The 21,808-nt window shown below is 35.6% G+C and carries 20 protein-coding genes and 1 rRNA gene; 2 read left to right on the forward strand and 19 right to left on the reverse strand.

Translation table 11 applies throughout. The features are described 5' to 3' along the window. Window positions 1-2 precede the first annotated feature (2 nt). Window positions 3-233 (forward strand): cold-shock protein, encoded by a 231-nt coding sequence (locus C200_RS02085; protein ID WP_016209597.1) that lies wholly within the window; start codon window positions 3-5, stop codon window positions 231-233. Window positions 234-286: 53 nt separating this feature from the next. Here the strand turns inward: C200_RS02085 and C200_RS02090 are convergent, their stop codons facing one another. The 3 genes from C200_RS02090 to C200_RS02100 form a co-directional block, all read right to left on the reverse strand. Continuing rightward, complete coding sequence (locus C200_RS02090; protein WP_122940232.1) at window positions 287-1,267, reverse strand: OmpA family protein; 981 nt, start codon at window positions 1,265-1,267, stop codon at window positions 287-289. A 230-nt stretch (window positions 1,268-1,497) separates the two neighbouring features. Next, window positions 1,498-2,313 (reverse strand): YjbH domain-containing protein, encoded by an 816-nt coding sequence (locus tag C200_RS02095; protein WP_122940262.1) that lies wholly within the window; start codon window positions 2,311-2,313, stop codon window positions 1,498-1,500. A 93-nt stretch (window positions 2,314-2,406) separates the two neighbouring features. Then, a complete protein-coding gene (locus C200_RS02100; protein WP_032126221.1) occupies window positions 2,407-3,807 on the reverse strand; it encodes an undecaprenyl-phosphate glucose phosphotransferase in 1,401 nt (466 codons plus the stop codon). Between the two features lie 274 nt (window positions 3,808-4,081). On the opposite strand from C200_RS02100, the gene C200_RS02105 reads away from it, so the two are divergent. Continuing rightward, window positions 4,082-5,479, forward strand: a complete 1,398-nt coding sequence (locus tag C200_RS02105) for a mannose-1-phosphate guanylyltransferase/mannose-6-phosphate isomerase (protein ID WP_016209584.1) — start codon at window positions 4,082-4,084, stop codon at window positions 5,477-5,479. Window positions 5,480-5,576: 97 nt separating this feature from the next. Here C200_RS02105 and C200_RS02110 read toward each other — a convergent pair whose 3' ends face one another. From C200_RS02110 to rrf, 16 genes are all read right to left on the reverse strand, one after another. Beyond that, window positions 5,577-6,503: an NAD-dependent epimerase/dehydratase family protein gene (locus C200_RS02110; protein WP_016209607.1), complete on the reverse strand. Its 927-nt coding sequence runs from the start codon at window positions 6,501-6,503 to the stop codon at window positions 5,577-5,579. Continuing rightward, window positions 6,504-7,760 carry a glycosyltransferase family 4 protein gene (locus C200_RS02115; RefSeq protein ID WP_016209602.1) on the reverse strand — a complete coding sequence of 419 codons (1,257 nt, stop codon included), beginning with the start codon at window positions 7,758-7,760 and terminating at the stop codon, window positions 6,504-6,506. Next, window positions 7,760-8,851 (reverse strand): glycosyltransferase family 4 protein, encoded by a 1,092-nt coding sequence (locus tag C200_RS02120; RefSeq protein WP_016209596.1) that lies wholly within the window; start codon window positions 8,849-8,851, stop codon window positions 7,760-7,762. The genes C200_RS02115 and C200_RS02120 overlap by 1 nt, the downstream gene beginning before the upstream one ends. Then, on the reverse strand, window positions 8,851-10,209 hold the full coding sequence (locus C200_RS02125; RefSeq protein WP_016209578.1) for an O-antigen polymerase: 1,359 nt from the start codon (window positions 10,207-10,209) through the stop codon (window positions 8,851-8,853). The genes C200_RS02120 and C200_RS02125 overlap by 1 nt, the downstream gene beginning before the upstream one ends. Further along, window positions 10,209-11,063: a glycosyltransferase family 2 protein gene (locus C200_RS02130; protein WP_016209593.1), complete on the reverse strand. Its 855-nt coding sequence runs from the start codon at window positions 11,061-11,063 to the stop codon at window positions 10,209-10,211. Before C200_RS02130 ends, C200_RS02125 begins: the two co-directional genes overlap by 1 nt. Before the next feature lie 31 nt (window positions 11,064-11,094). Then, a complete protein-coding gene (locus C200_RS02135) occupies window positions 11,095-12,267 on the reverse strand; it encodes a CDP-glycerol glycerophosphotransferase family protein (protein ID WP_016209582.1) in 1,173 nt (390 codons plus the stop codon). Beyond that, window positions 12,264-13,652, reverse strand: a complete 1,389-nt coding sequence (locus C200_RS02140) for an oligosaccharide flippase family protein (RefSeq protein WP_016209613.1) — start codon at window positions 13,650-13,652, stop codon at window positions 12,264-12,266. The genes C200_RS02135 and C200_RS02140 overlap by 4 nt, the downstream gene beginning before the upstream one ends. A 27-nt stretch (window positions 13,653-13,679) precedes the next feature. Further along, window positions 13,680-14,087: an adenylyltransferase/cytidyltransferase family protein gene (locus C200_RS02145; protein ID WP_016209586.1), complete on the reverse strand. Its 408-nt coding sequence runs from the start codon at window positions 14,085-14,087 to the stop codon at window positions 13,680-13,682. 19 nt (window positions 14,088-14,106) lie between these two features. Further along, complete coding sequence (gene rfbB / locus C200_RS02150) at window positions 14,107-15,111, reverse strand: dTDP-glucose 4,6-dehydratase (RefSeq protein WP_016209609.1); 1,005 nt, start codon at window positions 15,109-15,111, stop codon at window positions 14,107-14,109. Then, window positions 15,108-15,980 carry a glucose-1-phosphate thymidylyltransferase RfbA gene (gene rfbA / locus C200_RS02155; protein WP_016209587.1) on the reverse strand — a complete coding sequence of 291 codons (873 nt, stop codon included), beginning with the start codon at window positions 15,978-15,980 and terminating at the stop codon, window positions 15,108-15,110. Before rfbA ends, rfbB begins: the two co-directional genes overlap by 4 nt. A gap of 6 nt (window positions 15,981-15,986) precedes the next feature. Further along, complete coding sequence (galU, locus tag C200_RS02160) at window positions 15,987-16,835, reverse strand: UTP--glucose-1-phosphate uridylyltransferase GalU (protein WP_016209599.1); 849 nt, start codon at window positions 16,833-16,835, stop codon at window positions 15,987-15,989. Window position 16,836: 1 nt separating this feature from the next. Beyond that, window positions 16,837-19,092: a polysaccharide biosynthesis tyrosine autokinase gene (locus C200_RS02165; RefSeq protein ID WP_122940254.1), complete on the reverse strand. Its 2,256-nt coding sequence runs from the start codon at window positions 19,090-19,092 to the stop codon at window positions 16,837-16,839. 16 nt (window positions 19,093-19,108) lie between these two features. Then, window positions 19,109-20,254, reverse strand: a complete 1,146-nt coding sequence (locus C200_RS02170; protein WP_016209606.1) for a polysaccharide biosynthesis/export family protein — start codon at window positions 20,252-20,254, stop codon at window positions 19,109-19,111. 47 nt (window positions 20,255-20,301) lie between these two features. Beyond that, complete coding sequence (locus C200_RS02175) at window positions 20,302-20,745, reverse strand: low molecular weight protein-tyrosine-phosphatase (protein WP_032126231.1); 444 nt, start codon at window positions 20,743-20,745, stop codon at window positions 20,302-20,304. A gap of 78 nt (window positions 20,746-20,823) precedes the next feature. Beyond that, window positions 20,824-21,447 carry a phosphatase PAP2 family protein gene (locus tag C200_RS02180; RefSeq protein ID WP_032126220.1) on the reverse strand — a complete coding sequence of 208 codons (624 nt, stop codon included), beginning with the start codon at window positions 21,445-21,447 and terminating at the stop codon, window positions 20,824-20,826. A gap of 150 nt (window positions 21,448-21,597) precedes the next feature. Beyond that, a 5S ribosomal RNA gene (gene rrf, locus C200_RS02185) occupies window positions 21,598-21,712 on the reverse strand. Window positions 21,713-21,808 lie beyond the last annotated feature (96 nt).

The following is a 21,808-nucleotide window of genomic DNA, read 5'->3' on the forward strand; positions in this document are numbered from 1 at the left end:
AGATGGCAGATGGATTTGTCAAATGGTTTAACAACGAAACTGGCTTTGGCTACATCACCCCTCAAGACGGAGGGGATGATATCTTCGTCCATCGCTCAGGATTTGACCCACAAGCACAAATACAAGCTTTAACGACTCACCAAAAAGTATCCTACTCTATTCACAAAGATACTTCAGGCACACCTTATGCGGCAGACGTTATCTTAATCGAAGACAACAATGATACTAGCTAAATAAAAAGCCTGTAATAACAGGCTTTTTATACAATATTAAGACGTTATTTGGCTTATTTGATTGTCGTCACATCAACACGACGATTTTTAGCACGCCCTTCTACTGTTTTATTCGTTGCAACCGGGTTTTCAGTACCCAATGCCTGCGTAATTAGGCGGTGGCTATTGATGCTTTTTTGAGTTACTAAGTAATCTTTCACACTCTCAGCCCGACGCTGTGATAAACCCTGATTATTATAGTTTGGGCTACCGCTGCTGTCCGCATAACCTTTAATCATTGCAGAGCTTTTTGGATTTACGCTTAAAAACGCAGCAATACGACTTAACTGGCAGTCATATTTTGACGATACCATATCACTGGCTGAAGCAAAACTAATTGCGACCTCATTCACCGGTACTGCACAAGGATTTACAGGCGCAGCTGCCTCAGGTGCTGGCGCTGGCGGCGCAGCTTGTTCAGGCATAGGTGCAGGGGCGATTTCATTTTGATCAAAGCTCTCATCTGCACTAAATGCACTGCCATGCGGACCAAAACTAAACTGTATTCCCACGGCAGCAATCGTGTCATTGCGATGATACGTACCTAATTGATACTGACGACGCACACCTACATCTAATGCAACATTTGGCATAAAGTCATACGTTAAACCCACACCATAGTCTAAGAAACTATTGGAGCCTTTTAAGTTCTGGCGACCGATTCCAGCAAGTAAGTAAGGCTGAAGAGGACTCTTTGCCATAAAGCGATACAAACCATCAATACGCATTTGGTTCATACTCGCAGAGTTGCCAGTCACATCATCTTTATTACTTGCATGTGCATACGATAAGGCAACAGCAATATTATCAGTAATGTTATAGCCCAAACTCAAATTTAGTACTGGCTCATTACTCACTTGGCGGTCTGAATCAAACCAACCACTCCCTATACTGGGAGTCGCAAAAAACTGGCCACTTTGACTTACGGCAAAGCTTGCAAGTGGTAGTGCAAGCACTGCAACAGCAAGGCTACACGCAACCTTAGAGATCTTCATTGTCGTTTTCCTCATCATTATCATTATTTATCAACAGTGTCTAAAATTGGCTAAAACCAACATCAATTAATTTAATTGGTTTGCACTTTTTCATCATCATATTGGAATTTCGAAAATGAATAAAGACTTAATAAAACATAAACATGACAATAACGCTGATATTTGATATCTAGTTAATATTTACCAACAGAGGCGCAAAATTTAGCTAACGCTTTAATTTCAACTCTAGCTTAAAAACGATGAGTAAAACCAAGCCCCACAGCAATAGGCACTGTGCTCACTGCACTCTTACCAATATCCAATGCTGCGACAGTTAATGTGAGTGGTAATTTTTTAACAGGTTGCAAACTGACCCCAGCAGAAACAGCATGACCGGTCCAATCTGCAAAAATATCCAACCAGTCTGTAATGCCTATACTCACATCAGCAAATACACCGATAGAGCTTTTATCTATATTAATATCCTCTTGGCTACGAAAACGACCATTACCAATACCCAAGGAGATAGACAACTGACGCTCTGTGACTTGAAAATCTTTCGTTAACACAAGGTAATAGGTCTTACTAAAATCTCGATCCAAACCGCTTGCCAGCAGATTTTCCACACCCACGGCAATTGCCGACTGATACGGCAAGCGTCTGTGCAGCTTTAAGTCAACATGACGGTCCTTAGCAAAGCCACCATCTGCAGGGTTAATGCTCGTTACCGCCATACTCACATCCAAGCCAATCACATGCTCAGGATCACCGATACCAAAACCAACAACCAACACGCCATTGACATTATCCTCACCCGAGGAATGGTTCGCTGCAGCAAAACCAAAATACACATCCCCCCACTGAGCACCCACAGCCGTCGGTGCTAAAGGGCTTAACACATTTGGCAAAACTGCAATATGATCATAGGCATTTAAAGAAATGCTATGACGAGACACACTTTTTGAAATTTCCTGAGCTGTTTTTGCTGCATAAACAGAAAATAACATACAAAATAAAAACGCAGCACAAACAACTTGATAAACAGCTACTAAATAGACTTTTGGCATAACCGGCCTCATATACCCTTTAACCTAAGGACATACAAAACCTATGGCAAATTTTATGCCAAAATCGAAAAATATAAGGCTTGCAAATACACGCTAGTACGCATTTTTATGAACAAATCCATTTAAAATAGTTTTAAAAATGATTTTAATATCAAGCCACAATGACCAGTTTTCAATATAATCAATATCATGTTCAATACGCTTACCAAGGTCAGTATCACCACGCCAGCCATTCACTTGTGCCCACCCTGTAATCCCAGCTTTAACCAAGTGCTTTTGCATATAGTCTGGAATTTCATGTTTAAATTTCTTAATGAAAACAGGACGTTCAGGGCGCGGCCCGACGATAGACATGTCTCCTTTGAGTACATTAATAAACTGTGGCAGTTCATCTAAACTGGTTTTGCGCATAAGTGCACCAATTTTAGTCGCACGATTTTCACCTTGAGTCGCCCAAACCGCTCCGGTTTTACTTTCTGCACTCACCGGCATCGAACGAAACTTTAAAATATTAAAGCGTTTACCGCTTAAAGTGACCCGCTCCTGCCTAAAGAAAATCGGCCCTTTTGAACTCAACTTCACCAATATCGCCAAGAGAAACATGATTGGACTGATCATCGTTAGAATAATCATCGCCAATACACGATCTTCAATCGCTTTTAACAGACGATTAATGCCTTGCACAGGGCTACTTTTAAGATTAAGCGTTGGTAAACCAGCAATATTTTGTTGCGAGTGGTTTAATAAACTAAAACAGAAAATATCCGGAACCAAGCGAATGGTGAGGGCATTATGGCGCATATCATATAAGAGTTCTTTCATTCTCTGGTCAGCATGCAAGGGCAAGGCCAACCAAACTTCGTCAATTGCATGATCAGCTAACCATTGTTCCAAATCTTTAGGCGTTTTATAAACTCGATGCCTGCGTATACTTTTGCCAACCTTCTGTTCATTATCATCTAGGAAACCAATAACTCGATAACCCGTCCATAAGCGTTGTTTTAAATTACGGACAATACGCTCCCCTAGTGAACCGGCTCCGATGACTACCACACGGCGCAAATTATGCTCATGTGAGCGCAGATAACGTAAGAAAATGACTAATAACAATCGAAAAGCTAATAATAAAACAACACCAATCACCGCCCAAGATAGCAAAAATCCTCGTGAATAAATTCCGGTGCGATGAGTAAAGAAAGCGATTAGAACCAAATAACAAATAACCAAGCCCCAAGCGCATAACACACGGCGAAATACCGTACCAATAGCTTGACCCCGTAATGGAGCGTACACACGACATAATGGGAAAACAATTGCCGCTAAAATTACACCCAATAAAATTGCTTCGATACTGTCCATATTTGTGTCATAACTCAAGCTTCCCAACTCAAACCAGTGACCAAGAAATCCACTGCTAGCGACCAACACTAACTCAACTAAGCACACTAAAATAAAAAATAAACTACTATGCTCTTTTAGCATTCCACGTCTCATAGTTCTCCTCTAAACAAGTTGTATAAAACTAATAACTCAAGATTATGCCTGTAAAATATGTCTAAGCCGGCAATGTATAGCTTGCTATTATACATTTATTAATAAAAATTAACATTAAAACTAGGTGAAACTTTTAGTACAATTTCAGTAGAAAAGCACTAATATTGTTTAAAACCCTTTAAATAAGGCTAAAACTCCGGTGTACTGCAACATCATTCTAAGTTATATTAGCCAAGATTATTATTGTTATTTTGATCAGAATTAAGGCAATCCGTTGATTTATCCAGTTATTTTATCAGGTGGTAGTGGATCACGACTTTGGCCACTCTCACGCGCACTTTACCCAAAACAACTGTTGCCTATAGCAACAGAACGCACAATGTTGCAAGACACCGTCAGTCGCTTAACAGAAAAAACACTGTTTTCCTCACCGACAATCATTTGCAATCATGAGCATCGTTTTATTGTCGCTGAGCAACTGCGTGAGCAACATATTACCAATAGCAAAGTCATTTTAGAGCCCTGTGGACGCAACACCGCGCCTGCTGCTGTCATTGCCGCCCTCAGTGTGCTTGCAACTGATCCAGAAGGCGATGTGCTGCTACTCCCCTCAGATCATCTTATAAAAAAACAAGAGCATTTTATTCAAGCCATTCAAGCGGCTCAACAAGCCGCTGCAGATGAGCAATTAGTCACTTTTGGCATTAAACCCTCACACCCTGAAACAGGCTATGGTTATATTCAAGCAGGTCACGCATTAAATCAGTCTCAGCATGCCTTTAAAGCCAGTCGCTTTGTCGAGAAACCAGATATTAAAACAGCTGAAAAATATCTCGCCTCAGATGATTATAGCTGGAATAGCGGCATATTCTTTTTTAAGGCAAAAACCTTAATCAATATCGCCAAAGACCTGATTCCTCACACCTTAACGCAATGTGAGCTTGCCTTAAAAAACAGCACAAAAGACCTAGATTTTTATCGCCTCAATGAAAAAGATTTTGCACAATGTGAGGATGTTTCCATAGATTACGCCATTATGGAAAAGGCCACAAACACAGTCGTTATCCCTGTTGATCTTGGCTGGTCAGATGTTGGTTCTTGGAGTGCACTATGGCAGGTAAGTCAAAAGGACTCTCAAGGCAACTATATTCAGGGAGATATCATCAATCAAGGATCTAAAAACTGTTATTTGCGCTCAGACGGCCCACTGATCGCCAGTGTAGGCATTAATAATCTGATCGTTGTTGCCACAGAAGATGCAGTACTAATCGCTGATAAAGATGACACACAAAATGTCAAAAAAATTGTTGAGCAATTAAAACAAGATAAGCGCTACGAACATCGTCATCACACGAAGATTTACCGCCCCTGGGGCTGGGTCCAAAGCTTAGATCAAGGTTTCGGTTTTGAGATTAAACGTCTCAGTATTAAACCAGGGCAAACACTATCTAAACAGCGCCATATGCACCGTAGTGAGCATTGGGTTGTACTAGCAGGTACCGCAAAGATCAGCAAAGGGACTGAAGAGGCTATTTTACTCGAACCCAATCAATCCGCTTATATTCCTATTGGCGAGATTCATCAACTTGAAAACCCTGGAAAAATTGACTTGGAAATTATCGAAGTAAGATCCGGCAGCTACTTAAATGAGGATGATATCGAAAGATTCTAGTAAATCATAATAAATCAAAAAAGTTACAAAGAGAGTTTATATTTAAGCCTCTTTTATCGCTTTATTATCCTTACAAGTTTTATTAACCCCAAAAATATTAGCCTAATATCGAATCAAAGTAATGCTTTAAGCCATCTGAAAATTTTATTTTGGCTAGAAAATTTAATAATTCATCTGCATGGTAAATACTTGCAATAGAGTGCTTAATATCACCTGGCCTTTCATAAAAATAAGAGCAATTTAATTTATTTCCCGTTATTTTTTCAATACCATTTACTAATTGATTTAAGCTTGTAGCACACCCTGTAGCAATATTACACACACCATGCTGAGTATTTTGTAATGCCAACATATTAGCTCGTGCAACGTCTGTAACATAAATAAAATCCCGACTTTGCTCACCATCACCATAAATACTAATGGGCTGATCATTTGCAGCGGCAGTCATAAATTTAGAAATCACTCCAGCATACTGCGAAGATGGGTCTTGCTTTGGTCCAAAGACATTAAAATAGCGAAGTCCTGTGCTCGTGATATTAAATAATTTATGATATAAAGCCGCATAACGCTCTTTATTGGCTTTTTCCAGTGCATAAAAAGAATTTATCTCTACAGGTAAAATCTGAGTATCATCACAAGGTAATTGCTCAGCACTACCATAAACTGCAGCACTAGATGCATAAGCAACATGTATTTTATCATCAGTCCGACGCACCGCTTCCAATACATTGATAAACCCCTTAGTATTTACATCAAGAGACTCTAAAGGCTTATCTATTGAGCGCGGCACAGAGACTTGTGCAGCCAAGTGCAACACCGCAGAAACACCTTGCAACCCTTGAAGCACAGCTCCATAATCTCTCACATCTGCTGTTATAACTTCTAAATTTGATTGATCAGCAGGTAAATTACTTAGTTTTCCTGTCGACAAATTATCTAGCACACGCACCTTATAGCCCTGAGCTAATAGCAATTCAACAGTATGAGAACCGATAAAGCCTGCACCACCAGTTACCAAATACATTTACTCTCCTAAATTAAATATTTTACTATATTCAGAAAAAATAACATCTTGTGAGTAATTATCTTTATAAAAAGAAATTGCTTGTGCAGACAACTGTCGGTTATAACTAGTGCATGTCAACCTTTTCATTGCCTCAACAAACCCTTGGATATCCTCTTCAACGACACATCCGGCATATTCATTAATAGCAATACCCTCAACACCATAGCTTGTTGAAACAACAGGCAGCCCATGTGCTAAAGCTTCTAGCGTTTTTAGTTTAACGCCACTACCAAATTGTAGCGGCACAATCATAGCACAAGCACTTGAAAACAACGAAGCGAGATCATCAACATAGCCTTCCACAGACACATTATCAGGGTAGGTATTCACCACTTCTAAAAGCTCTTGACTTGCCCCCTTGCCAATCAAACGCAACTTTACACCTGGTAATTTTTCAGTAAGTTTAGAAATACACTCTTCTATAAAAAATAAGATACTAAAGCTATTATGGGGTAAAGTTAGATCTCCTAAAAAAATAAACTCGGGTGAATTACTATAATTCCTTTCCGTTAAGACATTAATATTCATTAATGGCTTAATCGACCCAACATGAGCACCCGACTTTGCAGTTAACGCAAGAGATTCAGATTGATTAATCAATAAAGAGTTACTAAATGACTGTACTATTTGAATTTCTCTTTTTTCTATAGTTTTTTTTTCAAACTTTAAGATTAACTTCCCAAGCCTTTCAACCTTCAGTAATTTTCTTGCAAAAGCCGGTATCATGGAAGAAAAATTTCCAAGTAAATTTATCTTTAAATCATGTCGATCCATCGCCTGCAGCATTCTTGCATAACGTAAAGAAAATAAATCATCAAGATATAAAAATTCTTTTCCCGTTTTATTCATATCCTCTAAAAATTGGCCTAACCTCAGTGTGTCAATAAAAATAATATCAGGACTAATTTTTTCCATAATATCTATTATTTTTTTCTTTATAGAATTACTATAAAGAACAGATTCCTGAATAGATTTTTTTCTCATAAAAAAAGACTGAAATAAAACATTTTTTATCTGCTGATAACTTTTTGGTTTCTCTATAAAAATAAAATTTTCAATCTTACCTTGATTATCTGGCTTATGATGACCTAGATAAAGATAATCTACTTTGAAACCTTTTTGGTTAAATAAATCAATAACTCCTGATAAAACAACACGTTTACCATTATTAATGGGGTAAGGGTATGCTGCACTTAAGATAAGAATTTTTTTCATTAAATTTTACTTCCTACCAGCATATTAAATTTATCTAACAAAATATGACCAACATTATCCCAGTCACACTTAGAAATAAGCCTTGTTCGATCTTTCAAAGTTGAAGGCTCTTCTAACAGTTGTCTAATATTATTAGCAACAATCTCTGGACCATTGTTAATAGATGTATAGCTTACATAGTCTTCATAAATTTCTTTATAGTTATCAATATCGCTAATTAATATGTTTAGACAGTTATAGTACACGGCCTCTAAAACTGGAAGCCCAAAACCCTCTTCAGAAGAAAGAGAAAGATACAAGCAACAATTCTTAAAAAGTGATTTTTTTTGATCATCTGTAATATAGTCTGTAATAATAATTCCAGGGCCTAAGTTTTGATACTGCATTTTTGTACACCCAGATAGTACAAGCTTTATATCTTGCATACCTGGCAATCGATTTAATTGTCTATAGGACTGTAAATACATGTCAAAATTTTTATTCGGTGATAGGCCAGCAACACTATAAATATAACGCACACCCCTCAGAGAAAGTTGGTCTAAAATTGCGTGATCAGCCTTTTCAATAAAGTTAATACCTTCATAAGTATAAAAACAGTTATTTTTATCTACTCCCAAAACTTCTGAAATTTCTGAAATATTATTCCTAGTCGGTGTATGAATTAAGTTTGCTCTTTTTGCAGCAATTGTTGAAAAAATCTTTCGATAAATACTACCAAAATACTGCTTACTCAAAAACTTATATGAATACTTAAAGAACATTAGATCATGAATACTAGAAACTATAGTTATTTTTTTAGAAATAAAGGGAAAACAGTTATTACTCGGACACCATAACACATCTGGTTTTAAAACTTTATTAACCATGTAAGGTAATATAACAATGTCTGTGACACCTATCATACCAGGAACCACATAAGAAGAAAAATTATTTGATAACTTCAATTTAGATAATGTTTTTACATCTCTCATCAGTAGAACATATGAGTTATCCCGATCAAACGTTGAAATAGCTTCTAATATTCCTTTAATAAAAACTCCAACCCCACGAAATCTTCCATCCAACTCTCTTGCATCAATAACAATTTTCATTAATAATACCTAGACATTAAAGGTTTTTTCTTTATAAAGATTCTGAATAAAAAAATTGCCATATATAAAATACAAATTTCTGCAACAATATACATTAAAGCCAACCATAAGGTTCCTCTTATAATTTGCAAGCCATAGGCGACATATATTGCATATATCAAAAATTTATCGTTAATAGCTGTTTTTTTAATATTATTCCTAATATTCTTTTCAAGAACATAAGAAAAATAATAGAGAATAAATGGGTACAAGATAAAACCAAGAAAAGAGAAATGAACAAATATATTTTCTAAGCCACCACCAACAACACTACCGTGATACCAATACATAGAGGCTATATAATCTGGCAAAGGGTCCATAAGGCTACGCAATGGCCCTGGGATTAAATGAAAAAAACCAGTAAAAAGTGACATTCCAAAATCCAACTGCACTGTTCCCATGCGTAGAGTTTGTGATAGTACACCAGATACACCAGACATCCCTTCTATACCAACATGGTATAGTCGCTGAAATGACAATATACTTAACTCTGGTTTCGATACTAATAAGTTGATAGCAGCAGTAAATGTCCTAGAGCCTTCTGGTAACTGAGGTAAAACATCTCTGTAAGCTCCGTAAACAAAAAAAATGATTATAAAAACTAAAAATGATAGTATAAAGTGCTTTTTATACTTTTTAAGGTTCACAGATTTTTTATTATAAACAAGACAAATTACCAGTATAACAAAATGAAATAAAAATAAAATCCTAGAGAAACTAGCTATAATTAAAACTGAAAATGCATATAATAGAATATCATTTTTTTTGATGCTGAATGGATAGGCAGACGATAGTTTTAATAATAATGGATATGTAAATAAACCAAATAAAACTAGAAATACTGTCCCACCTTCTGCGCCTGGTCGACTACTAGCTAACCAACTATGCAGACCACCAACAAGATAAATCATACTGACTGACAAAACAAATAAAGCAAACCACTGAAATATATAATAGCCTATCGGAAAATACAAACTATCTTTAATATGTATATTATTATTTTCGGTACAAACCCTATTAGCTCTAGATACTGCAGAAGTACTACTGCGCATAATAAAGACAACAACAATAATTGCTAACACAATAAAACTAGCCAATAAATGGCCTTCAGGTGTAATGTTATTACCCAAATACTGAATGTTCAATACATCAAGTAAATCACTAGAAATAAAAATCCCCTGAATCAAAACTAGAAAAGTTAAAACCACCCAATAAAGTACTGCAATAAAATTATTTTTTTTATAATCTGAAAATGCTAGAAAAAAGACTATAATTAAGCTAACTATATTAATAGTTAAGCTTGCACCTGCAACAGACATTATTTTACACTCTTATATTTAAAGAAGCCTAACCATCTAGAAAAAAATAATTTAGAATAAAATTTCGTCATTTTTATATTCAATCTTAATACATTTATAAAAATAGCAATAAGTGGTTTTAAAATAAGACTTAATATTACATTTTTAATTAATTTATAGCGCTTATAATAATAGATTTGTTTCTTCAGCATGGCTCCAAGCCCTTGACCATAAATATGTGCTCTATCAAGCTCGGGCTTTTTATCTGGATGATATATATGACCATTAACATGATATCTACCAATGTACCCTAAATACATCAAATTAATTAACATATCTGTTTCTTCAGAAGAACCAAATTCTCCCCCAACTCCAAACCTCTCATCAAAATTCACATCTTTTTTCTTGTTTAGTTTAATAAATAATGTCGCACTAAGTGCACACCTAAAAACATTAGTCAAGCTAAAATCACTATCGGTAGTAAGCCATCGATTACAAGAAGAGTCATTACTATCAGGATCTAAAAGACGACAACTATAAATATTATAGTTTTTATTTTTTTGAAAAAAATCTTTTACTCTACTCAAAGTATCAGAGTGATAAAAACAGTCATCATCAGGAAATGCGATTATATCCCCACTTGCTTGTGCCAAACCAACGTTTCTTGCTCTTGATAAACCAGGCTTTTCAACCTTAACATGGTGAATATTCATCTGTAGCTGGTGCTTTGCTAAAATTAAATCTAGCCTATTATCTAAATTTTGATCGACAACAATCACCTCAAAATTTTGATACGATTGCTTTTGCAATGAAGTTAGCATATGATCAACTTCATTAACCCGTGAAATTGTTGCTAATATTAAAGAAAACTGCATTTTATAGAGTACTCCAAACCTTTAAATCAACTCAATGCCTCATATACAGCATTTTGTAAACAAACTGATAAACTCTCTCTGAACTAAGGTCATCGTTATAAGCATTAAAAAGCTCTCTTACATATTTCCTGTTCTCTGCATATCTCTTTGGATCACAAAGGCACTCTGATAAGAAAACGAGCACTTCACTCCATGTATGAGCAATAGGGCCTGCGGCAATTTTTTCATAGTCATGATACATTTCACGGCTGGAAGCAAGGTATTCATCTAAATCAGGAGCAAATTGAATAATCGGACGATCAGTCAATAAATAATCATATATCAAACTAGAGTAGTCTGAAATCAATATTTCTGCTTGTTTTAAGTCTAACTGTATATCTGCTTCAGTAGACAATGATATACGGCTATACATGAATAAGTCTGCTACTTTTCCAGATATTGCGGGGTGTAACCTAATACGCAGTTCTTTATCTATCGATACTAAAAAGTCATTTACTTCTGCTAACTCTTGTGCTGAGGGTATTGTAATCACAGAACCAGTTAGCTCATGCTCTCTAAATGTTGGAGCATAGAGAATAACTTGTTTTCTGCTATTGTTAATAACAGTCCTCTTATTAGAAAGGATATCATTTCGAGGGTAACCAAGCACTGGACACTTATCCAGTCTCATCCTAAAAGCTCCGGAAAATATCCTTGAAATATATTGCGATGGCGAAACTACTAAAGAAAATTTAATCTTTAAAAAAGGAAATATCATGGTTTTTATTTTATGTAAAATACTATCACGATCATAGACCATCCTATCATCATATACTATTTTTTTTAGCGGGGTTCCATGCCATAGCTGTACAACATAATGACGGGGAGTCAGAACAGCTGCAAATATATCACCTTTTGAACACGTAATAAATGCTGCTTGCGACCTCATTACTAACCAAATACCCTGCATAGACAAATAATAATATACTCTTTTGCCTTGCCCTTGTAAAAATTCAACAACGTGCTTATTTTTACTAATCCAAATGCAATCAATTTCTTTTTTATTGGCACAAACATATTCAAATAAATATTTAGAGTTATCTGCATAAGAATTACCAAACCATGCACCAAAAACCCACAAATTATCTTTTTTTGGAACACAAAGTGATATAAGATATAGTATATTCATCAATGGAAATATAAATAATTTTACGATACATCTCATATTAAACTCAGCCTTCTGCTAATAAATAAAATATCTTTTTTCCGAATTGCAGCCACCCAGCCTAAAAATAAACTAAGAGCAACTAACCAGCTTCCTAAGCCAAAATAAAAAGCAAGTACAGAAGCCATTAAAGCAGTTAATACAAGCAACGTATCTGCTTTTAAGTAAATCGATTTAACTCTATATAAAGAGAACATAAAGTAGCCAAAATTCAAAAAAATCAAAGTCATTAATGCTGCAAGTAACCCACCATATAAAAAATACCTTGGAATCAAAATAATACTTAAAAGTACATTAACAAGCAAAGCACCACCAACAAGCAAACACCTAAGCCGTTGTGCATCAAACACTGTAACTAACAAGCCATAACTGGAACCAATATAACGCAAAGTAATTAATAATGAAAAAAGTGGTAAATAATTAGCTAACTCTATATATGCCTTACCATATAATAGCATTGTTATAAAACTTGGAAATAACACACAAATAGAAACAGCAGCTAAACTAATCAATGAAAAATAGTGAGTCGTTTTAGATTGGTATTCAATTAATTTATTTATATTATTTTTTAAACTAATTGTTTTAGGTAAATATACACTATTAAACACATCAACAATAAAGGCAGATGCAACCAAAATCCTCACCCCTGCCTGATATAAACCAACTTGTCTAGCACCAAGAAAGTGATTTATAAATAAAGTATCCATCTGAAAATATGCCATACCAAAAAAAACTAAAATCCCATATGACAGGCTTTTTTTAAAGTACTGCCAAGAACCCTTGGTTCTTAACGTCAAAAGCTGAACAGCAGGATAATATTTTTTTATTAAAAAAACACAAATTAAAAATGGGACTAATCTAGCTAAGGCAAATACAGCAGCAATATCGGTTAATGTGCGATATCCAAATAATAAAGCCAAACCAATAATTACAACAAAACTGATGTTATAAGCTAACATCACCAATGAAACGATTTTAAACTTTTCTTCTGCTTGTGAAGGATACAAAAAATAATTAGCATATGAGTTTAACGTTACACTAACCAATAGCAAAAGATAAAGCACATTAAAACTACTATTTTTATTATAAAAAACCAACATTAGCCAAGAAAAAATATACACTGTAAAAGTAATTATATGTTTCACAGTTAAACTTTTTTGTATAATATCTATTGCTTTTTTCTTGTCTTCACTAATATCTTTAACAACTTGTAGATTAAAGCCATAATCCAAAATAACTTGAACAATCGCTATCATTGCAAAGCAATAAGTAAACTGACCAAATGCTTCAACACCCCAAACTCGTGCTAATATAAAAAATATAACCGCTGTAGAAGCTAACTTTACAAAATTAGAAATAAGCATATATAAAAGATTTTTAATCATTTTTAAAAAATTCTACTTACTAAGTTATTAAGAAAGTGCAAACTCTAATGCTTTTATTTTCGCTTTTAAATCAGTAGTAGAAATATCTTTTGTTCGAGGAAGGTATACCACTTCACATAAATTTTTACAAAAATCAAAACATCCTTTCCAATCATCTCCCATTACCAAAGTATTTGCTTTGTATCTAATAAGATATTCTCGTTTAAGTTCTAGACTTTCTTCATAAAACACATCATCTACAAACTTATTGGCTAAAACTATGGATAGCCTTTGCTCTTGTGGAGTAATAGGGTAGCATTGCTTTTTATTATAATTTAAAGCATCTGATGATACTCCAACAATTAATTTATCCCCCAATGCACGTGCACGCTCAAGAATTCTTAAATGTCCATAATGAAATAAATCAAATGTGCCAAATGTAACAACAACTTTCACTCTCACCACCTATTATATTTTAAATATCTTGAATTTTCTCATTAATTAGTAATTCCAAAGCGCCCTGTAAACTATATACCGGCTGCCAATTAAGCTCATTTTTAATTTTCCTATTATCAATCGCATAACGCCAATCATGCCCAGCACGGTCGATTACAAAAGTAATTAACTCTTGATAAGAGTTACCATTTTTACGTGGCTGTTTCTTATCTAAGATTTGGCAAATCTGCTTAACAAGCGTGAGATTATCAGCTTCATTATTCGCACCGATATTATACACTTCACCCAATCGCCCATTGTGAAGAATTTTATCAATCGCAGAGCAATGATCTTCTACATAGAGCCAATCACGAATATTAGAGCCATTGCCATAAATTGGAATTTTTTTCTCAGCTAAACATAAGTGAATCACCGTTGGGATTAACTTCTCACGGTGCTGGTAAGGACCATAATTATTTGAGCAATTTGATATCGTCATTGGCAAGCCGTATGTATGAAAATATGCCCGCACTAGGTGATCAGACCCAGCCTTAGATGCTGAATAGGGTGAATTAGGTGCATAAGCGGTTGCTTCAGTAAAAGCAGGTTCACCCTTAGATAAGGTTCCATATACTTCATCTGTTGAGACATGATGAAAGCGGCAATCACTCTTCAACCATTGTTTTTCTTCGAGCCAAAATTGACGTGCAGCTTCTAATAAAGTAAAAGTCCCATTAATATTTGTTTCTATAAATGGTTTTGGATTTTTAATTGAATTATCAACATGAGATTCAGCTGCAAAATTCACAACCGTATCTATATCATATTCACGCAATAATTGATCAATAAAAGGGCGGTCACAAATATCACCCTGTACAAAAATATGACGAGACTCATCTGGTAAATTTTTTAAATTATTTAAACTACCAGCATAAGTCAATTTATCTACATTTATAATATTTACATGATTATATGTTTTCAGCATATAACGTACAAAATTACAGCCAATAAAACCCGCACCACCTGTCACTAAAAGCTGTTTCATATTTCAGCCTCGACAAGAGATTTTAAATAAGCACCATAGGTTGTATTAGTTAACTCTTTTGCTAATTTCAATAATTTCTTACTATTTATATAGCCCATACGCCACGCCATCTCTTCAGGACACGCAATTTTTAAGCCCTGCCGACGTTCTAAAATCGCGATATAATCTGAAGCTTCTAATAAAGAATCATGAGTGCCAGTGTCTAGCCAAGCAAAACCTCGGCATAATTGAATCACTTGTAATTTGCCTTGCGCTAAATAAGCTTTTAGAACATCTGTTATTTCTAACTCACCGCGTTTAGAGGGCTTAAGCGCTTTAGCAATATGAATTACTTCATTATCAAAAAAATAAATCCCTGGAATCGCAGAATTAGATTTAGGTCTCTTAGGTTTTTCTTCGATGCTTTCTATTTTACCCGACTGATCCAGCGTAACCACACCATAACGCTCAGGGTCATTTACAGTATAACCAAATACCACACTACCATTTAGTTGATTCATTGCCTGTGTAAAAAAACGTTGTAAACCCTGACCATAAAAAATATTATCACCCAAGATTAAACACACTTTATCACTATCAATAAACTCTTCGCCGAGAATAAAGGCATGTGCTAAGCCTTCAGGCTTCAGCTGCTCTGTATATGATAGGGAAATACCCCATTGTGAGCCATCTCCTAGTAATTTTTTAAACTGAGGTAAGTCATGAGGCGTACTAATAATTAAAATTTCAGTAATACCCGCTAACATTAAAGTGGTTAATGGGTAGTAAATCATCGGCTTATCATAAATGGGCAACAACTGCTTGCTTACTGCCTGAGTAACCGGGTGTAAGCGTGTTCCTGAGCCTCCTGCTAAGATAATGCCTTTCATAATTTCTTATCCTTTTAAACTTAATTTGGCTTGCTCTGCAAGCTCTGGATGCTTCAATGCATAAGCAATCGTCGCTTCTAAAAAACCGGCTTTAGAACCGCAATCATAACGCTTACCAGTAAATTCATAAGCTAAAATTGATTGCTCAGCCAATAATGCAGCAATTGCATCAGTAAGCTGAATTTCACCTCCTGCGCCCTTTTGCGTTCTCTCTAAATACGAAAAAATCCTATGATCTAAAATATAACGGCCCACGACTGCTAAATTCGATGGGGCTTTTTCTTGTGTTGGTTTTTCTATAATCGCCTGAATATGCTGCTGATGATCTGTTGCAACGACACCATACTGACCTACCTCTGCCATCGCGACAGGCTGCACGGCTAAAACATTAGCTGCCTGTTGATAAGCTTCTAGCATTTGCGCTAAACATGGCTGTATCCCACCATCGATAAGATCATCAGCAAGCAGCACTGCAAATGGTTCTTCTCCAACCAATGGCTTTGCACATAATACTGCATGCCCTAAACCTAAAGGCTCCGATTGACGAATATAAGAAACACTCACACCAGCTGGCAAAATATTTTTTACAGTATGAAGTAACTTATCTTTGCCTGCATGCTCTAAGCGGCTTTCTAACTCAAAGCTTTTATCAAAATGATCTTCTATTGCTCGTTTATTAGAACTCGTTACAAAAATAATTTCTGTAATTCCTGCGGCCACAGCCTCCTCAACTGCATATTGAATTAATGGCTTATCAACCACAGGAAGCATTTCTTTAGGCGTGGCTTTCGTTGCGGGCAAAAATCGTGTGCCTAAACCTGCAACAGGTAATACCGCTTTTCGAATTACTTTCATCTTAATTTTTCCTTGCTTCATAACGATAAGCATATTTATATTTATTGCTTAATGTTGTCGTCGCCATTTGCATATTATTAAAGATAAATCCTGCTAATTTCACTCCTGCTTTTTCAAAACGATTAATCGTTAATTCAATTTCTTTGTCATCGTGCATCGTATCTGCAAATACGACGATATTCGTTCCAGCATATTGTGCCACCAAACTAGCATCAGTAATTGCTAAAATAGGCGCTGTATCAATAATTACGGCATCATAATTTGAAGATAGTTGCTCAAGCACTTCACCTAATTTATTACCCATCAATAACTCCGCATGCTTCACAATTAAAGCACCGGTAGGCATCATATCTAAATTATCAATGTGTGTTCTATGAACAGCGTGTTCAAGCGTTAACTTACCTTCTAATACATCAATAAGACCGTGCTCACGTGATAAGCCAAAATAATCGTGCATCGAACCACGACGTAAATCCCCATCAATAACGAGTACACGTTGGCCTGTTTCACTTAGAACATGTGCCAAATTAACAGACACAAATGTTTTACCAACATTCGGACAAGGCCCTGAAATATTAATAATATTATTTTTTGCTGCAGCAAGCTCAAACGTTAAATTTGTCCGCAAACTTCGCAAAGCTTCTACTGTCATATCCATAGGGTCTAACTCAGATAGCAGCTTTAATTGCATCACCTTATTTTTCTGAAAATCTTTAACTTGCTGCTGTTGAGCTGGGCTCGTCAATAATGTACCCAATACCGATAAACCATGGCGGCTTTCAATGACATCTGGATCTTCAATGCCTTGGAACAAGGCCTTACGAATAAACACATAAATCATACTTAAAAAGAAGCCAATAAACGTGACTAAAATAATAATTAATAACGTCGGTTTATTCGATATTTTATAAGGTATATTCGCATAATCAATGACTGACAAATCACCAACAGTACCTGCTTTTAATAATTCAAACTGCTGAACTTTCTGCATTAAATTCGTATATATTGTATTTTGTACTTTTGCATTGCGAATTAAATTAACCGCAACTTGGTCTGCCTGTGGCAAATTTTTTAAACGAATATTCAATGATTTTAATTGTACTGTTAAAGCTACAATACTAGTATTAACCTCCTCAACCTGAACACTACGCTCAGTAAATTGCTGTAGTAACTGTGCTTTCTGTACTTTTAAGTCATAAATTTTTGACTCTAAGTCAGTCACACTTTGCATCATCAGCTTAGTCTCAGCATCTAACGATATATTACCAGACTGACTACGGTAATCATTGAGTGCTTTTTCCGCCTGATAAACTGATTGCTGCACTGAGGGAATACGCTGTTTTAAAAATGCTAGTGTTTTTGCCGCTTGTTCAGATTTTCGGTAAACATCCTGGCGGACCGCCTGATCAGCGATTGCATCTAAAATTTCTGCTGTTTTTTCAGGGCTATATCCAGTATAGCCAAGATTGATTAACGGCGTATTTTTATCAGTCAAACTAACAGACAATTTTGAAGATATCACTTGCAAAGCATCCATCATATGAAGCTCCTTCAATCTAAACTTCACACCTACAGGAGACTTTAAGCTATTTACAAGTAAATAAACACGCGTAAAACTATTGATTTCTTTTGCAAATGGCTTACCAACGGCGCCCACTCCTAATTTATCGCCCTGAGGCCCATACAATTGATAGCGCCCTTGCCCCAAATTCACTAACGTAAATTCTTTTGCTTTTAACGGCGTAGATACTTCAAACTGCCCTATCTCTATACTTTCACCACCCCAAGCAAAACTAGAAAGCCATGCGAATGGGCTTGCATACTCATTAGCATAATTTTCAGCATCATAACGATGAGCGAGACCTTTACCAATAATAGGAAAATAATCAGGCTCTGCAATAACATCTAAATGTAGTGATTTAACAACAGGCTCTAATACGCTACGTGATTGAATTAAGCTAATTTCCGTCTGTGCCTTAGCAGCTGCTTGATCACCTCCCAAAATAGAAGGCAATTCCCCGCCAATAACACTTGATAAGCTTGCACCAGAGCTATTTAAATCACTATTAAGCAATATATTCGCATCATAAGTAGGAACGCGAAATGAACAATACAGTGCAGCAATAATAAAAAATACAGCTGTTGTTATTAAAATTGTTTTTTTCTTATCTAAAAGCGTTGCAATTAATTGCTTAATATCAATCACATCAACATCAAGCACTTTATCAATTTGAGATTGTTGAGACTGTGTCGCCATAACTAAATGCTCCACCTTAATTTGTTAAGAATTTAATGCTAGTTGCAGTATTTAATGTTGGTAAAATCTGATTTAATACCGCATTAAAGTTAGCAATCTTAGAGTTAGAAATAAATACAACATCTTGCGGCTTTAATGCAAAGCGGCTAGCGAGAATTAAAGCATCAGCAGAGTGGGCATCTAACAAATAAATCTGAGGATTATTTTGATAATTACGAATCACATAAGTATAAGCAGGGTTTGACAACATATTAGGCCCTGCCGCATTACCCAAGGCCTGTTGTAACGTCATTTTACCATCGACCATATTAAATGGCCCTGGCTTATTCACCGCACCTAAGACAAAAATTCGTGATTGATTGTTATTAGGCACATTAATCACATCACCATTTTTTAAAATCCAATTTTCCGAAGAACCCGCCGGAGAACGTAATGTATTTAAATTTACATACACTGTTTTACCACCACGAGTAACAGCTACTTTTTGCACATCTGCACATAATGCCACACTGCCTTGCGCATCAGTATTATTACCACAGCTAATAGGCCCACCTGCCTTAGTCACCGCATTTAAAACCGTCAACGGCACATTTGTTACTGGGACGACACTGGGCGATTGCACCGCCCCAATAATATTAATATTTTGGCTATTAAATGCCATCACAACAACATTAACTTGCGGCTTTTTAACGTATGCAGCCAGTTTTTTAGTTAAAATAGCACGCACTTGGTCAGTCGTTTTCCCTGCAACCTTCACCGAACCAATATATGGATAATAAATATTGCCCTGCTGGTCAACAGTAAAACCGACATCATAGATACTTGCCGCACTTTGCGTGCTCGCAGGATTGTTTAATTCAGGATGATTCCAAACAATAATACGCAGCACATCCTGAGAGCCAATAATATACTGATAACCCACGCGCTTTGCAGTAAAACCTGCAGGCTTTTTATAGTTCACTCGAGCATCACTTAACTGTGCTTGTAGTGCCCGCATTTCTTGTTGAATTAACTGCACATCAATTATTTGCACATGTGGTTGCATAACCTTGCCCTGTCCATTAAGCTCCGAGCTCAAGCTACTTTCATCCATATGCATTCCTGGCGCAGAGCAAGCGGATAATAGCGCAGTCAACGACAATGCAAACAACAGTTTTTTCATTACAACTCTCTATAAATATCAATTTTCAATTTAACAAAATTCATTTTTTACCAAAATTTACCTATCCAATCTTGTAAACAAATCTCTACGTGATTAACCATTTTAACAAAAGCCTCTCGAGGCTCTTGATAGGGGTCACTAATATCTTCATTACGCCACCTACCCAAACAATGAATTTTTCCTCGACTAAAAGGAAATTCTTGCTCAATATGCTTTTTATGGCCATTTTCCATAACCAGGATTAAATCAAACTCTTTGATCAGCTCAGCGGTAAGCTGACGCGCCCTATGAGTCTGAATATCAACCCCTTTCTCACTCATAAGCTCTAACGAAAACGGATCTGCAGTGCTACCAACTAAGGCAGCAATACCTGCCGACTCTACAATTGTATTAACAATATTTTTTTCATTAAAAAAGACCTGCAGCATACCCTCTGCAACTGGACTACGGCAAATATTGCCTACGCACACCATCAATATCTTATCAAACATAGAAAACAATAACCAAAAAAATAAAGGAAAAATCCACATAATAATATGATTGAATATAAAAATCAAGCCAAAACACTTTTAACAAAAATATTTCGTTTGATTAAAAATCAATTGATTGGAAAATATAGCCATCATAACACCAAGCATTATTGACGCTAGCACATCACTTAAATAGTGCATATTTAAAGCAATTAATGATATTCCAACGCAACAAGACAAAACAATAACCAAACTTTTTAGTATGCTATTATGTCTTATCCAAATAACAGCTAAATAAGAAACTATTGCGGTTGTATGTCCTGAAGGAAAAGAGTAGTACTTCATCCCGTCATGAAAAAAATTAAAACCATACAAATGTTCAGAAAAATAAACCCCCGGCGTATAACGACCAAAAAAGTACTTCATCCCCACCTTTAAACCCATAGCGCAATATTGACTTACTGCGGCTACAATCAAGGTTTTTTCCCAAGCTTTCAATGGCCTGACCATAGACAAAAAAGCTAAAATAACCAGTGATACACCAGAAAACAAATAAAATACAATTGGAATTTTAATAGATAAATTAAAAAATAAGTTTGCTAAAACATGTTGATTTATCCATGTAGCCAAATTACGATCAATATAAAAATAGCTAACAATAATCAATAATATCATTATCAAACAAAATAATAATGATTTTAGTAATAGCTTAAAAGATGTCATATAAAACCATAAATTCTAGGAAAAAAAGCTGTATAGCCTCATATAATAACACCTTTGTCTTAGATTAAGATTAAATGAAAATCAAAAAAGATAATAAAAAACCCCGATCTTATTTTATTTAAATTTAAGATCGGGGTTTAAGAATAAGGAGTTTGGTGATGTCCTACTTTCACATGGCAAAAACCACACTATCATCGGCGCTAAGGTGTTTCACTACTGAGTTCGGGATGGGATCAGGTGGGACCACCTTGCTATGGTCACCAAACAAAACTGGTAAAATTCGTTTTGCTGTCGGCTTTTAATTATTTTTTAAAAGCCTTTAAACTATTAAATCACGTTGATTATATCAACATGTTCGTCA

It is taken from the genome of Piscirickettsia salmonis LF-89 = ATCC VR-1361 (assembly GCF_000297215.2).
Lineage (GTDB): Bacteria > Pseudomonadota > Gammaproteobacteria > Piscirickettsiales > Piscirickettsiaceae > Piscirickettsia > Piscirickettsia salmonis.

Coding starts and splice junctions, on each gene's coding strand:
- C200_RS02085 (WP_016209597.1), top strand. CDS start 3: ATGGCAGATGGATTTGTCAAATGGTTTAACAACGAAACTGGCTTTGGC.
- C200_RS02090 (WP_122940232.1), bottom strand. CDS start 1,267: ATGAAGATCTCTAAGGTTGCGTGTAGCCTTGCTGTTGCAGTGCTTGCA.
- C200_RS02095 (WP_122940262.1), bottom strand. CDS start 2,313: ATGCCAAAAGTCTATTTAGTAGCTGTTTATCAAGTTGTTTGTGCTGCG.
- C200_RS02100 (WP_032126221.1), bottom strand. CDS start 3,807: ATGAGACGTGGAATGCTAAAAGAGCATAGTAGTTTATTTTTTATTTTA.
- C200_RS02110 (WP_016209607.1), bottom strand. CDS start 6,503: ATGTATTTGGTAACTGGTGGTGCAGGCTTTATCGGTTCTCATACTGTT.
- C200_RS02115 (WP_016209602.1), bottom strand. CDS start 7,760: ATGAAAAAAATTCTTATCTTAAGTGCAGCATACCCTTACCCCATTAAT.
- C200_RS02120 (WP_016209596.1), bottom strand. CDS start 8,851: ATGAAAATTGTTATTGATGCAAGAGAGTTGGATGGAAGATTTCGTGGG.
- C200_RS02125 (WP_016209578.1), bottom strand. CDS start 10,209: ATGTCTGTTGCAGGTGCAAGCTTAACTATTAATATAGTTAGCTTAATT.
- C200_RS02130 (WP_016209593.1), bottom strand. CDS start 11,063: ATGCAGTTTTCTTTAATATTAGCAACAATTTCACGGGTTAATGAAGTT.
- C200_RS02135 (WP_016209582.1), bottom strand. CDS start 12,267: ATGAGATGTATCGTAAAATTATTTATATTTCCATTGATGAATATACTA.
- C200_RS02140 (WP_016209613.1), bottom strand. CDS start 13,652: ATGATTAAAAATCTTTTATATATGCTTATTTCTAATTTTGTAAAGTTA.
- rfbB (WP_016209609.1), bottom strand. CDS start 15,111: ATGAAACAGCTTTTAGTGACAGGTGGTGCGGGTTTTATTGGCTGTAAT.
- rfbA (WP_016209587.1), bottom strand. CDS start 15,980: ATGAAAGGCATTATCTTAGCAGGAGGCTCAGGAACACGCTTACACCCG.
- galU (WP_016209599.1), bottom strand. CDS start 16,835: ATGAAAGTAATTCGAAAAGCGGTATTACCTGTTGCAGGTTTAGGCACA.
- C200_RS02165 (WP_122940254.1), bottom strand. CDS start 19,092: ATGGCGACACAGTCTCAACAATCTCAAATTGATAAAGTGCTTGATGTT.
- C200_RS02170 (WP_016209606.1), bottom strand. CDS start 20,254: ATGAAAAAACTGTTGTTTGCATTGTCGTTGACTGCGCTATTATCCGCT.
- C200_RS02175 (WP_032126231.1), bottom strand. CDS start 20,745: ATGTTTGATAAGATATTGATGGTGTGCGTAGGCAATATTTGCCGTAGT.
- C200_RS02180 (WP_032126220.1), bottom strand. CDS start 21,447: ATGACATCTTTTAAGCTATTACTAAAATCATTATTATTTTGTTTGATA.